Raw genomic sequence first — 13,917 nt, forward strand, 5'->3', positions numbered from 1 at the left:
ATCTGGAAGAGCGAAGCAAGACGCAACTCAGTCCTAACCTTGGGAAAGCCGGAAACCGGCCCATGCGCCTGTCTGCCGCGCATATGGATGATTTGCCTTGAAAATGCAAGCTGATTGTGCGGCGCACAAACTCAGCCGCGCGCCTTTTCCGCGAGTTCCAGCAGCTTTCTCGTGGTGTTCCAGTTCCGCGCGGTGTTCTCCACGCCGATCCATTTATCAAACCGCTCGCCAAGCTTTGAATTGGAAACGCCATTGGGCGTATGAAGGTAAGCAACATCGCCGACGACCTCGAATCGGTCGCCATTCACAGCCAGTTCTTTCAGTCGATTGACGGATTCCGATTTCGGCCGTTCCGCCAGAAGCGCTGCGTGAACGAGATTGCCCTTCTCCACATCGGCAAACGGGTTTTGCTCGATCACCTTGCGCCACTCCTCAAGCGTCGGCGCAAATATTCGCTTTTCGAAAGCGAATTCCTTCCGGCATATGTCGCCAACCTTCGCGATCATTCTCTCGCGCGAGAGTTCGCTTTTCAGCACCGCATTGCCGCTGTTGATGTAGGTAGCGACGTTTTCAAACCCGGCTTCGCCCAGCGCTTCGCGCAGCCGCGCCACAGGCAGTTGCGTCGCACCTCCCACGCCTCGAAACAACAGAATATAGATTGTCATATTATGAAGCCGGCCAGCGTTTCATTGTCGGTAATGTCCTGATAGGCCCATCCGGCCTCATGAAACCGCTTCGCCAGAATGTCGAAATTTTTCGCTTCTTTGGTTTCGATGCCGATCAGTACGGAACCGAAATTGCGCGCCGATTTCTTCAAATATTCGAAGCGCGCGATGTCATCGTCGGGACCGAGCAAATCCAGAAACGAGCGCAGTGCGCCCGGACGCTGCGGAAATCTGAACACGAAATACTTCTTCAACCCCTCAAAACGCAGCGCGCGCTCCTTCACATCGGGCAGGCGCTCAAAATCGAAATTGCCGCCCGAAACGATGCAGACAATCGTTTTGCCCTTCAGTTCACGACGGGGAAAATCTTTGAGCGCGTCGATGGAAAGTGCGCCCGCTGGCTCCAGCACGACGCCCTCGACATTCAGCAATTCTATCATCGTCGCGCAGAGGCGATTCTCTGGAATCAGCCGCACGGCATCGGGTGAGAACTCCTTCAAAGTTCGCAACGGCTCGCGACCAATCTCGGCAACCGCAGCGCCGTCGACAAAATTGTCCACCTTCGCCAACTTCACGCGCTTTTGTTCGACGAGACATTGCTTGAGGCTAGGCGCGCCCTGCGGCTCGCAGAATACAAACCGTGTCCTCGCTCCCGTATCGGCAAAATAGCGAGCAACGCCCGCTGAAAGACCTCCGCCGCCCACTGGCACGAAAATCATGTCGGGCGCCCTGCCCTCCGGCATTTGCTGCAGTATCTCTGCGCCCACCGTCGCCTGGCCTTCAATGATGTCCTTGTGATCGAATGGCGGCACCATGTGACCACCGCCGCTCTGCGCAAAATCCATCGCTGCGCGATAACAATCGTCGAAAAAGTCACCAATCAGGCGGATTTCGATCCATTCCCCGCCGAAAAGCTTGGTCTTGTCGATCTTCTGCTGCGGCGTCGTCACCGGCATGAAAACAACGCCGCGCACGCCGAAATGGCGGCAAACAAACGCAAAGCCCTGCGCGTGATTTCCGGCCGACGCGCAGACGAAAATGCTGCCCTCTTTGGCCTGCGCAATTTCCTTGCGAAAGAAGTTGAACGCGCCACGTATCTTGTACGACCGCACGGGCGTAAGATCCTCGCGCTTCAAAAACACGCGCGCGCCAAACTTTCGCGAGAGATAGTCATTCTCCTGCAACGGTGTTTCGGAAAACAAATCGCGGACGGCAGCTTCGGCGCGCAAAACGCGTTGTGCAAAGCTCATTGTGCTTGGAACTCCATGACATCAGCGCGTATTGCATATTGGCGGCAGTGAAGCCACTGTCGCGTCCATGAGAGGGTGTTTGCAAGCGTGAACCGACTGGCCATTCGTGCGGCGATCCATGTCGCTGCTGTCTTTGCTATGTATCTGTCGGCGGCGATGCTTATCCCGGCGGCAATAGACCTGCATTATCGCAGCGGCGACTGGCAGGTTTTTGCATTTTCCGCGCTCATCATGGGTGGCGCCGCCACTGCGGTCATGCTGGCCACACGCGGCAGCAAACCCCAGCCAAACACGCGTTTCGGCTTTCTTCTGGTCAATTTGCTGTGGCTCACACTCGCCGTTGCAGGCGCTGTTCCCTTCATGATGTCGTCGCTCGAGCTAAGCTTCACCGACGCGCTATTCGAATCCGTATCCGGTGTCACGACAACAGGCTCTACGGTCATAAGCGGCCTCGACAACGCCCCGCCCGGCATCATCATGTGGCGCTCGCTTCTGTCATTTATGGGCGGTTTGGGCGTCATCGCCTTGGGCCTGTTCCTGCTGCCCTTCCTGAACATCGGCGGCGTTTCCTATTTTAGAATCGAATCGTCCGACATTGCCGACCGCCCATTCGAGCGCTTCCAGACATTCGCGTTGAGTCTCATCGGCATCTACACCGCGCTCGTTACCATTTGTGCGCTTTGTTACAACGCCAGTGGAATGCCCGGCTTTCATGCAATCAACCACGCGATGAGCACCGTCGCGACGGGCGGCTTTTCGACCCACGACACATCATTTCTGCGCTACGCAAACAACCCTGCGATTCTCTGGACCTCGTCCATTTTCATGCTGATTGGCGGCCTGCCGTTTTCGGTCATGATCCTGTTTGCAGTGCGCGGGCGCTACGACGCCATTCGCGACCCTCAAATCCGCGTTTATGTCGGCTACAGCATCGCCTTTGCCCTGATGGTCGCGATTTACCTGCGCGCCACACGCGATATTTCATTTTTCGACGCGCTCACGCATTCGACCTTCAATCTGATCTCAATCATCACCACGACAGGCTACAGCAGCGACGATTATTTATTATGGGGGCCGTTCGCCGTTACCTGCATTTACGTCGCAACATTCCTCGGTGGCTGTTCCGGCTCAACGACGGGTGGCATAAAGGCTTACCGCTTTTTGATCCTATTCCAGCTCATGGGCAATGGCATACGCCGCTTGATATATCCAAACATGGTGCAGGCGGTGCGCTATGGTGACCGCACGATAGATCCCGATATGCAGCGTGCCGTTGTGCTCTTCATCTCATTGTTCTTCGTGTTGTGGGCCATTATCACGATATTGCTCGGTGCGACTGGAATGGATTTCCTCAGCGCGACCAGTGGTGCGCTGGCCTCCCTCACCAATGTGGGCCCCGGCCTCAGCGCGCAAATCGGTCCAGTAGGGAATTACTCCGACATTCCAGACGCTGCAAAATGGATTTGCTCTGCAGCAATGCTGCTTGGGCGTCTTGAAATTCTGTCGGTATTGGTGATCTTCTCACCCGTGTTCTGGCGCGCGTGAGTTTGGAAAATCCTGATGTTTTTGAAGCGAACAATACAGAGCGTTTTGCTCGCCGCCGCCTTCGCGCTGCTTGCCGCCTGCGCAAGTCAGGGTGGGCGCGAGTTGCTGACCCAGCAAACCAAGCAGACCCGCGCCGATCAGATAGCCGCCACGCATGAGATTTTCGTTGCGACCACGCGCGAGCGCTCCAAAGACGAGCTGGAATATTTCGGCGGTGTGCGGGCCCCGAAAACCGACTTCGCAAAAGTCGATATAACCGTGCCTGCTATTCACAAGGTGGGAAATATCGAGCGGCGCAAGGGGCGTGTTGCAGACGCATCCAAATACTTCACCGCCGCATCCATCACGGCATACTCCGAGCCCGCCTTCGAGAAAGCGACCTGTGCCAACATCGCGAAGCATTCAGGCCGTGCGCTTGTCTTCGTTCACGGCTACAAGACGAGTTTCGATGCCGCTGTCTATCGCATAACTCAAATCGTGCATGACGCGGGATATGAAGGCACGCCTATCCTTTTCTCGTGGGCATCCGGCGGCAAGGTCGTCGATTATGTCTACGACAACAACAGCGCGACCGCTGCCCGGGATTCGCTGGAAGCAACCCTTCGCCTTGTTTCCAAATGCGCCACGCGTGTAGATATCATCGCGCATTCGATGGGCAATTGGATCACCATGGAAGCGCTCCGGCAGCTAGCCATTGTTGGGAACCCAACGATCAACGGCAAGCTTGGCGACGTCATCCTTGCTTCGCCTGATATCGACGTCGACGTGTTCAAGGCTCAGATGCTGCGCTACGGCAAGCCTAAAAAGCCGTTCACCTTGCTGCTGTCGGGCAATGACCGTGCGCTTCAGCTTTCAGGCTTCCTGGCCGGCGTGCGTCCGCGCGTGGGCGACTATGCTGACTCGGCAGACCTTGCAAAATATGGTGTGAACGTTGTGGACCTGACGGCCGTTAAAGGTGACCGTCTGGGGCACAGTAAGTTCGCGGCCAATCCTGTCGTCATAAGGCTCATCGGCGCTGGCCTGAATTATGAGGGCGAGCCGGTTAGTGGCGAGCAGGCAATAACCGACCGCATAAACCAACTTGGCCGTCACTTGGGCGAGTCGCTTGGTACAGCCGCTGAGATCGTGCTCACCACGCCGCTAACGGCGCTGCGCGTGGTCGTTGGGGAGTAGCGCCTAGCCAATCCCGGTCTTGTGACGCAGATACAGAGCGACCACGACGAAGCCGACCATGAAGGCCACTCCGGTCCAGTCTATCTGCCGTGTGCGGGCAAACTGGATGGCTCGCGTCACCAGAAACCACGCCGCGACGAACAGCAAACCCATTATGACGAAGCGGATCATAGCCCTTCCCTCAAGACCTTGATGCCATCGACGCAACCGCGCCATCATTGATGTAGGAATTGCATTTCAGGATGCAAATAAAAGCGCAGGCCCAGTCACCTGCGCATGTCCTGAACCGACCCGCTAATGCCAGATATTCGGTGGTGCCCCCGGCCGGATTCGAACCGACGACCCCCTGATTACAAATCAGGTGCTCTACCAACTGAGCTACAAGGGCAGCGTGGGCCGCTTAGCATAGATATATGAGCAAGCTCAATGGCAATCAGCACATATCGAGCAGCTCTTTGAATTGCTGTCGCAAAGCGTAAATGCGTGCTGCCGCAACTTCAAATAAAGAAACCCGCTGACCGGGGTCAGCGGGTTTGCCGTGACAGGTTTCGGGCGGAAGGGTCATCACGAGCAAGTGAATGCTAACCCAGCATAAAAATTGAGCAATTCAGCCGTTTGGTGATGCATCTTCCTTTATGCACTTGCCGCTAGCCTGCGCAAAATCAGGGCAAAATCGCCCTTATTTAAGCTGTCCGTCGCCGCTTTTATCGGCAGAGGCGAAATCTTTCATGACCTGCGTCATGAATTCCTTCTTGTCCACAGAGCCATTTCCGTTTGCATCGAGCGTAGAAAACTGGGCGGGCGTGAGCACCTTCGACGTTTCTGCCGCACTCAGGGAACCATTACCGTTGGCGTCCAGGTTCGTGAAAGCGCCATTCATGAAGGTCTGATATTCGGACGCGCTCACAGCGCCATTTTTGTCCGTGTCAATCTGGTTGAGTTCGCCCTGATTCATGGGCTGCGCCTGTTGCGCAACGGCGATTCCTGTTGCGCTCAGCAAGCCAATCGCAGCGAAAAGAACATAGTTTTTCATATCCGTCTCCCTTAGCTGCTGCAGGTCAGGCGATTGCCGATATAACCGCCGGCGCCAATGCCGGCGCCAACAGCCAGCACATTTCCGGTTCCCGCACCAATCGTGCTGCCGACAAGACCACCTACGATTGCACCGCCAACGGTTCCGGCCATGCAGCCAAATTCATGCTCTTTTGCCTGCACTTGCGGGTCGGAACTTGGAGATTGACAGCCCGCCATCAATACAGCGGTCGAAACCAATGCCAGAATTCTTCGCTTTATCATTTTGCTCTCCAAATGTTTCTGCGAATTCTTTACCGGAAAGTTCCAGCCGGCACCCCTCAGCTGGCCACAAGGCCAACTACCACAAATTGTATTAAATTAGAAACAAACGTATCTACGCACACAGGATTTTTCGGTCAAAGTTCTGCCGCCGCGCCGCTTTGCAGCCGATAAGCCGCGTGCTAGGCGTCAGCCGACGTCAATTGAATCGGCTCACGACACCAAATGGATTCAAACCGGCAGAAGCTTGCCATTGTTTCTTCTGATGCTCCCGATGCACGAGAAGCGGCAGCGAATCTAATCGCGCGCTATGGGCAGACCGAGACAAAAGATGCGAACGTCATCGTCGCGCTCGGCGGCGACGGATTTCTGCTGCAGACGCTGCGTGAAACCATGTCCACCGGCAAGCGCGTTTACGGCATGAACCGCGGCACGGTCGGCTTCCTCATGAATTCATATTCTGAAGATGATCTGCCGCAGCGCATCGCTGCCGCCGAACCCGAAACCATCCGCCCGCTGGAGATGGAAGCACTTCAGGCCGACGGCACCACCACTTTGGCGTTGGCGATCAATGAGGTCGCGCTTTGGCGACAATCGTACCAGACCGCGAAGATCCGCATAACGGTGGACGGCAAGGTCAGGCTGGAAGAACTGAACTGCGACGGGGTGATGGTCGCGACGCCCGCTGGCTCGACCGCATATAATCTTTCCGCGCAGGGGCCGATCCTGCCGCTCGACGCGCCGTTGCTGGCACTAACACCCGTCAGCCCGTTCAGGCCAAGACGCTGGCGCGGGGCGCTGCTGCACGATTTATCCACCGTGCGCTTCGACATTTTCGAACCTGAAAAGCGCCCGGTAAACGCTGCGGCAGATCACACAGAGGTCAAAAGCGTGGTCAGCGTAACCGTCCGGGAATCACGCCAGCACACGGCAACTTTGCTGTTTGATCCCGATCATTCGTGGAACGAAAGAATCCTCTCGGAGCAGTTTCGTTACTGACAACCGAACAAATTGGCACACTTGTGCGTGACTTTTTTAGCTAGATCGATTGAAAGTTCTAATCAGCCTATCAGGTTTAGTTGACAAATATTGGGGTTGAGCCTACGTCGCGGCAGGAAAACAGGCGCATTGCGCCTTACGCGGCATGGCCGCTCTCTCGCCAATAAGGGCGCAATTACACATTGTCAGTAGCTACAGAGTCCGTATCGGGCGTGACCACCGAACCAGAAACACAGACCGAGCAAGTGTCTTTTGCCGACCTTGGTCTTTCGCAAAAGGTGCTTTCCGCAGTTACGGATAGCGGTTACCTGAACCCGACACCGATTCAGGCCGGGGCTATTCCGCAGGCGCTGCAAGGCAAGGATGTTTTGGGCATCGCGCAGACCGGCACAGGCAAAACGGCTTCCTTCGTGCTGCCGATGCTCACCCGACTGGAAAAGGGTCGCGCTCGCGCACGTATGCCGCGCACACTCATTCTTGAGCCTACGCGTGAACTTGCAGCCCAGGTCGAAGAGAACTTCGTCAAATACGGCAAGAACCATCGCCTGACGGTCGCATTGCTTATCGGCGGCGTATCGTTTGACGATCAGGAAAAGAAGCTTGAACGCGGCGCGGATGTGCTGATCGCAACTCCGGGCCGCCTGCTCGACCATTTTGAGCGCGGCAAGCTGCTGCTCACCGGCGTCGAAATTCTCGTCATCGATGAAGCCGACCGTATGTTGGACATGGGCTTCATCCCTGACATTGAGCGCATCTGCAAACTTATCCCCTTCACGCGGCAGACGCTGTTTTTCTCGGCCACCATGCCGCCGGAAATCACCAAGCTCACGGAGCAATTCCTTCACGCGCCGGTGCGCATCGAAGTGGCTCGCCCCGCGTCGACCGCTTCCACGGTGACACAGGCTCTCGTCAAATCCGGTTCCAAGCCTTGGGACAAGCGCGCGGTGCTGCGCGACCTCATCAAGGAAGAAGACGAAGCAATCAAAAACGCCATCATCTTCTGCAATCGCAAGGTTGATGTGTCGGAGCTGTTCCGCTCGTTGGTGAAGTACGATTTCAATGCGGGCGCGCTGCACGGTGACATGGATCAGCGCGCGCGCATGACCATGTTGGCGAATTTCCGCGACGGCAAGCTCAAGCTGCTTGTAGCGTCGGACGTTGCCGCGCGTGGACTGGACATTCCAGATGTCAGCCATGTGTTCAATTATGATGTTCCGATCCATTCGGAAGACTATGTGCATCGCATTGGCCGCACCGGTCGCGCCGGTCGCACCGGCAAGGCGTTCACCATCGTAACGCGTAGCGATGCGCGCTATGTCGATGCCATTGAAAAGCTGATCGGCAAATCGATCGACTGGCACAGCGGCGACCTGTCGACCGTCGCACCAAGCGATGATACGCAGGACGAACGCCCGCGTGGCCGCAACGCGAAGTCTCGTTCGAGAGGCAAAGATGCACGCGGCAGCCGACTAGAGGCCAAGCCGGAGAAGAACCCGCAGCCGGAAACCGCCGAGGTGCCTGATGTTGCCGCGGAACGGCGCAGCCGCAAGGATGCCATCCGCAACGACAATGCCGACCGCAAGGTTCAGCCGGAGCAGCGCGACCGCCCTGCCCGCAATCATCGTCGCCACCGCGATGACGACGACGATATCAACACGACTGTGGGCTTTGGCGACGAAACCCCGGCCTTCATGATGGTTTCCGCTAAAGTTTAGCGAACCATCGCAACTATATGATTTTATGTAACGCCGCCATCCAGCGGCGTTATTCGTTTATGGCTGCTGCTTCCAACAAATCCCTGAATTTTCCCGCGATAGGTTCCCGCTTGCGCGTTGCGCGCTCCACGTAAACATGCACGAAAAAGCCTTGGGCCGAAGCCTCCAGATCTTCATTGCGGAATAGTCCGATCTCGTATCGCACCGACGTATTGCCGATTTTACCAACCCGGATGCCAGCCGTTATGACGTCGGGAAATCCCATCTCCGCGAAGTAGCGGCAGCCCGTTTCCGCCACGAGCCCAATCGTTTCCCCGCGCGTGAAATCTAGCGCACCCTCCTCAAACAGCCAGCCATTTATCGCCGTGTCGAAAAGCGAATAATGCACCACATTGTTCATGTGACCATAGACGTCATTGTCCGCCCAGCGCGTGGTTATGGTCCTGAACACTTTATAATCGCTGCGCTTGTCGCGCTCTTTCGCGTTGCTCATCAAAATCTCCGAACAGATCGACACCATTTAGGGGTCGCAATCCTGAAAATAATATCGAATAAAGACGCCTCGATTAACCGAGGGACACTCAATGCCGTCATCGTCAATCGACCATGCCGTCACGGCGCGCGGATTAACCGGCGCGGCGTCCGACCCAACTTATGCTGGCGTCCTTTCCTTCATGCGCCGCAAATATACAAAGAACGTCAAGGGCGCAGACGTCATTGTCTGGGGCGTGCCGTTTGACGCGGCCGTTACGAACCGCCCCGGCGCGCGCTTTGGTCCGCAAGCGATACGCCGCGCATCGGCCATTTTCGACAATGATCCACAATATCCGTTCAACCGCGACCTGTTCGAGAAAATGGCTGTCGTCGACTATGGCGATTGCCTTCTGGATAACGGCAACCACCAGAAAACGCCGGGTACCATCGAGCGCGAGGCCGCAAAGCTGCTCAAAAGCGGCGCGTTCCTGCTCACGCTGGGCGGCGATCATTTCGTGACGTGGCCAATCCTGAAAGCGCACGCTGCCATTCACGGCCCGCTCGCGCTGGTGCAGTTCGATGCGCATCAGGATACGTGGTTCGATGATGGCAAGCGCATCGATCACGGCAGCTTTGTTGGCCGCGCGGTGCGCGCCGGCGTCATCGACCCAGATCGCTCCATCCAGATCGGCATCCGCACCCACGCGCCAGACGATTGCGGCATCAAGATTATTTACGGCAACGAGGTGGAGGAGATGCGCGCGGCGGACATTGCCTACGCCATCGCGGACCGCACCGGCGGGCGCAAATGCTATGTCACCTTCGATATTGATTGCCTTGACCCAGCTTTCGCGCCGGGAACCGGCACGCCGGTCGCGGGCGGCCCGTCCTCTGCGAAAATCCTCTCCGTGCTGCGGCAGCTCACGCATCTGGATATTGTCGGGGCCGATGTCGTCGAGGTTGCACCGCCTTACGATCATGCCGATATAACTGCCATCGCAGCGTCATCAGTCGCGATGCATTATCTGGGTCTGCTGGCCGAGCGGCGCGCGCGCTTCGAGGACAGTGGCAACTCCGCTGGACTGCAAGACGCAGGCGGCATATGAGAGCGCCAATTCAGGAGTGGGATTGAAATGAAACCCAAGATCTTTATCGACGGCGAGCATGGTACGACCGGATTGCAAATCCGTTCGAGGCTGGCCGCGCGTGACGATCTTGCGATCCTTTCAATCCCGGAAGCCGAGCGGCGCAATCGTGACATGCGCGCCTCCATGCTGTCCGAGGCGGACATCGCCATTCTCTGCCTGCCGGACGATGCCTCCCGCGAGGCGGTCGCCATGCTTGAGGGCAAGAATTCGACGCGCATCATCGACACCTCAACGGCGCACCGCGTTCACCCGGACTGGACCTACGGCTTTGCTGAAATGGAGGCTGCCCAGCGCGAGCGCATCGAGCGCGCGCGGCTTGTGGCAAATCCCGGCTGCTATCCCACGGGCGCGATTTCGCTGACCCGTCCGCTTGTCGCGGCTGGCATTCTGCCGGCTGACTATCCCGTCACGATCAACGCTGTGTCGGGTTACACCGGCGGCGGCAAACAGATGATTGCGCAGATGGAAGACCCGGCGAACCCGGATCACATCGATTCGCCGTATTTCGTCTATGGACTTCCGCTCACGCACAAGCACGTCGCGGAAATGAAAACGCATGGCCTGCTCGACCGCAAGCCGATTTTCTCGCCATCCGTCGGTAGATTTCCGCAAGGCATGATCGTGCAGGTGCCGGTTTTCCTTGGTGATCTCAATGGCTCGCCAACGCTGGCCGATCTCCACAACGCACTCGAGAAGCATTATGCCGGTCAGTCCATCGTAGAAGTCGTGCCGCTGGCCGAGAGCGCCAAAATCGCGCGTCTGGACCCGACCGAACTAGCCGATACCGACCGCATGAAGCTCTACGTGTTCGGCACGGAAGGCCAGGGCCAGGCAAACCTCGTTGCGTTGCTGGATAATCTAGGCAAGGGCGCTTCGGGCGCCGCCGTTCAGAACATGGATCTGATGCTCGGTCGCGCGCACTAAGCCCGAGCTAATTCGCAGAAGCCGCAGCCGGCAGCGGATAGCTGCCCTTCGTCGCGCGCCAATGCGCGGCCGCATAGCCCAGCACTATCAACGCGAGCGCCTGATGGGTCAGCGCAATGTGCAAATGCACCTGCGTCAGCAGCGTTACGATGCCCACTATTGCCTGCAGCAAGACCAGATGGAACAGGATCAGAGCGCGCCGCGCGTGCAGCGTACCCGGATCGCGTCTGCGCACGGCAATCATGTGCCACAGCGCCAGCGCAAAAACGGTGTAGGCGCCTAGCCGGTGTACAAACTGCACCAGCTTGGGATTCTCAAAGAAATTGCGCCATACCGGTTCGATTACGAACATATCACCCGGCACGATTGTTCCGTCCATCAGCGGCCAGGTATTGTAGCTCAAACCGGCATCCAAGCCGGCAACCAGTCCGCCGAGATAGATCTGCACGAGCACGGCCAGTACCAGAACGCCCGCAAACCTCTGCGTAAAGCGCGTTGCTGCCGCACCTTGCGACGGCAACAGCCCCCGCGCGACCACCATCGTGGCCGTGAAAATCAATGCTGCGATGGTGAGATGCGTCGCCAGCCTGTACTGGCTCACGTCCGTGCGCTCCACGAGCCCGGAAGATACCATCCACCAGCCTACCGCTCCCTGAAATGCGCCAAGCGCCAGAATGCCCGCCAGTTTAGGCTTCAACTGCCGCTCAACGCGACCCGTCAGCCAGAAAAACAGAAGCGGCAGCGCAAAGATCGCGCCCACGCTGCGCGCCAGAATGCGATGCGCCCACTCCCACCAGAAAATCTTTTTGAAAGCAGCAATATCCATGTCTTTGTTGATCTGGGAATATTCGGGAATCTGCTGATATTTCGCGAATTCTTCCTGCCATTCGGCGTCGTTCAGCGGTGGAATCACGCCGTGGATGGGCTTCCATTCCGTGATCGACAACCCCGAATCCGTCAGCCGCGTCGCGCCGCCAACCAGCACGAGCGCGAACAACACCAGCAGCACGACATAGAGCCACCCGCGCAAAAGCGCGCGATTTCGCTGCACTGTGTTTGTGGCTGTGGAGGGAGAAGAAGTGACTGCTATGCTGCTCATGGGGCGCGTTGGTGAACCATCGCGAAGCGCGTTGCAAGGGCGAGGCATGCCGCGCGACATGCGGTCGCGTCCTTGTTGCGGCGCGCCGCCAGAAGGTTTATTGCCTCTGCCATGCCCATTCGCCTGAAAAAACTGATTGGAACTGTGTTGCTGGTGGCGCTCGTCGTCATCTATTCACTGTTGGCAACCGCCGTCGCAGTGGCCCGGCTGGGTGATTCCGGTCCGGTGGTACACCTCCTTTTCTTCCTCATATCAGGCCTTTTGTGGATATTACCGGCTATGCTGCTCATCAAATGGATGATGATTTCGCCGAAGGGTTAAAATCCCCTTCCGCCGGATTTTTTGCATTTTAGCTTTCGCCGAAACCCTCGGGAATTGAATTTCAGCTACTTTCGCAGGGCACTGCGGAGGGGCGGAGCATGGCGGAACTATGGAATGGCAGACATTGCTTTTCGTGAAGACGCACTAAGCGCACCAAGAATTTCGCGTCATCACCATCAAAAACTGGCCGGCTCCCGTTGGGAGTTTCGGGTAGACAATGATCTCGCGGCCTATGAGCGCGCGAGCATGCATGCCATTTTTGCGCCGGCTCAAAGCCCGGAATGGATTGAAGCCTGGGCGAAGTCCGGCACTGACATCATCATCGCGCGCGTTCACGCGGCTCAAGGCCAATGTGTGCTTGCGCTGGCGCTGGAAGTCGTGCGCACCAGTTCAATGTGCATCGCGCGTTATGTCGGCCATCGTCACGCCAACGGCAATTTTCCGCTCAGCTCCTATGAATCGATTGACAGGATCGAGCCCGGTTTGCTCGATGCCTTGCTCGAATCCATCTCGACGGCCCGGCCCGACATCGACCTTGTTTCTCTTGAACGCATGTCGCATTCGCGCGCGGGCAAGGCTAATCCTTTTCTCGCGCTGAACCATCAGCAAAGCGCCAATATCGCCCTCGCAGCCGACCTCACCGATGGGTTTGACGCGCTGGTTGCGCGCACCGGCGGCAGCAGCAAATGGAAGAAGCACCGGCGGCAGGTGCGCAAATTCAGTGAATCCGGCGAAGTCCGCATGATCTATGCTTCGACTGCGGTTGAAGTGGATCGCCTACTCACCAGCTTCTTTGAAATGAAGGCCGAACGCTTCGCCGCGCTTGGCATTGACGATCCGTTCGCCCCGATGTCTGTGCGTGCCGCCTTCCGCAACCTGTTCAGCGAGGCTCTCAGCGGGCAAGTCCGCTTGTTCACGCTGGAAGGTCTGGAAATTGGCGGCAAGTTGCGCGCGGTTTCAGGCCACAGCCATGATGGCGCGCGGCTTGTCTGCGAATTTTGCGCCTTCGCAAATGACGAGTTGAGCAATTACAGCCCCGGCTCTTACCTGTTTTTTGAAGTCATCAAGAAAGCCGCGGAGAATGACTACCGGCTTTATGATTTCAGCGTGGGCGACGAGCCTTACAAGCGTCAGTGGTGCGACGCTGAAATCAAGCAATTCGACGTGGTCGTACCGCTGACACTTAGAGGCCGCATCGCTGCTGCGGGCTTGCGCGCCGGTTCATCCGCGAAGCGTTGGCTGAAATCTCAGCCACACATCTGGCAGCAGGCCAAGCGCTTGCGGCAAATCGTCAAAGGCAACGCATAGCGC

The 13,917-nt window shown here is 57.3% G+C and carries 15 protein-coding genes and 1 tRNA gene; 8 read left to right on the plus strand and 8 right to left on the minus strand.

What is annotated here, in order from left to right; genetic code table 11:
- Positions 1-131: 131 nt before the first annotated feature.
- Both DY251_RS17320 and ilvA read right to left on the minus strand, forming a co-directional pair.
- Positions 132-665: a DUF1697 domain-containing protein gene (locus tag DY251_RS17320; RefSeq protein ID WP_116625174.1), complete on the minus strand. Its 534-nt coding sequence runs from the start codon at positions 663-665 to the stop codon at positions 132-134.
- Positions 662-1,915, minus strand: a complete 1,254-nt coding sequence (ilvA, locus tag DY251_RS17325; protein ID WP_116625175.1) for a threonine ammonia-lyase IlvA — start codon at positions 1,913-1,915, stop codon at positions 662-664. The genes DY251_RS17320 and ilvA overlap by 4 nt, the downstream gene beginning before the upstream one ends.
- An 87-nt stretch (positions 1,916-2,002) precedes the next feature.
- Between ilvA and DY251_RS17330 the strand changes: the two genes are divergently transcribed.
- Complete coding sequence (locus tag DY251_RS17330) at positions 2,003-3,460, plus strand: TrkH family potassium uptake protein (protein WP_116625244.1); 1,458 nt, start codon at positions 2,003-2,005, stop codon at positions 3,458-3,460.
- A 15-nt stretch (positions 3,461-3,475) separates the two neighbouring features.
- Positions 3,476-4,633 (plus strand): alpha/beta hydrolase, encoded by a 1,158-nt coding sequence (locus DY251_RS17335; protein WP_116625176.1) that lies wholly within the window; start codon positions 3,476-3,478, stop codon positions 4,631-4,633.
- Between the two features lie 3 nt (positions 4,634-4,636).
- Here the strand turns inward: DY251_RS17335 and DY251_RS21665 are convergent, their stop codons facing one another.
- The 4 genes from DY251_RS21665 to DY251_RS17355 form a co-directional block, all read right to left on the minus strand.
- Positions 4,637-4,804, minus strand: a complete 168-nt coding sequence (locus DY251_RS21665; protein WP_170971398.1) for a hypothetical protein — start codon at positions 4,802-4,804, stop codon at positions 4,637-4,639.
- 141 nt (positions 4,805-4,945) lie between these two features.
- Positions 4,946-5,021: transfer RNA gene (locus tag DY251_RS17345), tRNA-Thr, on the minus strand.
- 291 nt (positions 5,022-5,312) lie between these two features.
- Positions 5,313-5,666 carry an EF-hand domain-containing protein gene (locus DY251_RS17350; protein WP_116625178.1) on the minus strand — a complete coding sequence of 118 codons (354 nt, stop codon included), beginning with the start codon at positions 5,664-5,666 and terminating at the stop codon, positions 5,313-5,315.
- A gap of 11 nt (positions 5,667-5,677) precedes the next feature.
- Positions 5,678-5,911: a hypothetical protein gene (locus tag DY251_RS17355; protein WP_425373316.1), complete on the minus strand. Its 234-nt coding sequence runs from the start codon at positions 5,909-5,911 to the stop codon at positions 5,678-5,680.
- A 240-nt stretch (positions 5,912-6,151) separates the two neighbouring features.
- Between DY251_RS17355 and DY251_RS17360 the strand changes: the two genes are divergently transcribed.
- Together DY251_RS17360 and DY251_RS17365 are read left to right on the plus strand one after the other, a co-directional pair.
- Complete coding sequence (locus DY251_RS17360) at positions 6,152-6,925, plus strand: NAD kinase (RefSeq protein WP_116625180.1); 774 nt, start codon at positions 6,152-6,154, stop codon at positions 6,923-6,925.
- 245 nt (positions 6,926-7,170) lie between these two features.
- A complete protein-coding gene (locus DY251_RS17365) occupies positions 7,171-8,640 on the plus strand; it encodes a DEAD/DEAH box helicase (protein ID WP_116625245.1) in 1,470 nt (489 codons plus the stop codon).
- Between the two features lie 49 nt (positions 8,641-8,689).
- Here DY251_RS17365 and DY251_RS17370 read toward each other — a convergent pair whose 3' ends face one another.
- A complete protein-coding gene (locus tag DY251_RS17370; protein ID WP_116625246.1) occupies positions 8,690-9,133 on the minus strand; it encodes an acyl-CoA thioesterase in 444 nt (147 codons plus the stop codon).
- 91 nt (positions 9,134-9,224) lie between these two features.
- Here DY251_RS17370 and speB point away from each other — a divergent pair, with 91 nt between their 5' ends.
- Positions 9,225-10,220, plus strand: a complete 996-nt coding sequence (gene speB / locus DY251_RS17375) for an agmatinase (protein ID WP_116625181.1) — start codon at positions 9,225-9,227, stop codon at positions 10,218-10,220.
- Between the two features lie 27 nt (positions 10,221-10,247).
- Positions 10,248-11,186: an N-acetyl-gamma-glutamyl-phosphate reductase gene (argC, locus tag DY251_RS17380; RefSeq protein WP_116625182.1), complete on the plus strand. Its 939-nt coding sequence runs from the start codon at positions 10,248-10,250 to the stop codon at positions 11,184-11,186.
- A 7-nt stretch (positions 11,187-11,193) separates the two neighbouring features.
- On the opposite strand, the gene DY251_RS17385 is transcribed toward argC, so the two are convergent.
- A complete protein-coding gene (locus DY251_RS17385) occupies positions 11,194-12,285 on the minus strand; it encodes a COX15/CtaA family protein (protein ID WP_116625183.1) in 1,092 nt (363 codons plus the stop codon).
- A 111-nt stretch (positions 12,286-12,396) separates the two neighbouring features.
- Here DY251_RS17385 and DY251_RS17390 point away from each other — a divergent pair, with 111 nt between their 5' ends.
- Together DY251_RS17390 and DY251_RS17395 are read left to right on the plus strand one after the other, a co-directional pair.
- Positions 12,397-12,606: a DUF2842 domain-containing protein gene (locus DY251_RS17390; RefSeq protein WP_116625184.1), complete on the plus strand. Its 210-nt coding sequence runs from the start codon at positions 12,397-12,399 to the stop codon at positions 12,604-12,606.
- A 114-nt stretch (positions 12,607-12,720) separates the two neighbouring features.
- Positions 12,721-13,914, plus strand: a complete 1,194-nt coding sequence (locus tag DY251_RS17395; protein WP_116625185.1) for a GNAT family N-acetyltransferase — start codon at positions 12,721-12,723, stop codon at positions 13,912-13,914.
- Positions 13,915-13,917 lie beyond the last annotated feature (3 nt).

Source organism: Mesorhizobium denitrificans, from assembly GCF_003403035.1.
In the GTDB taxonomy this organism is placed as follows: domain Bacteria; phylum Pseudomonadota; class Alphaproteobacteria; order Rhizobiales; family Rhizobiaceae; genus Mesorhizobium_G; species Mesorhizobium_G denitrificans.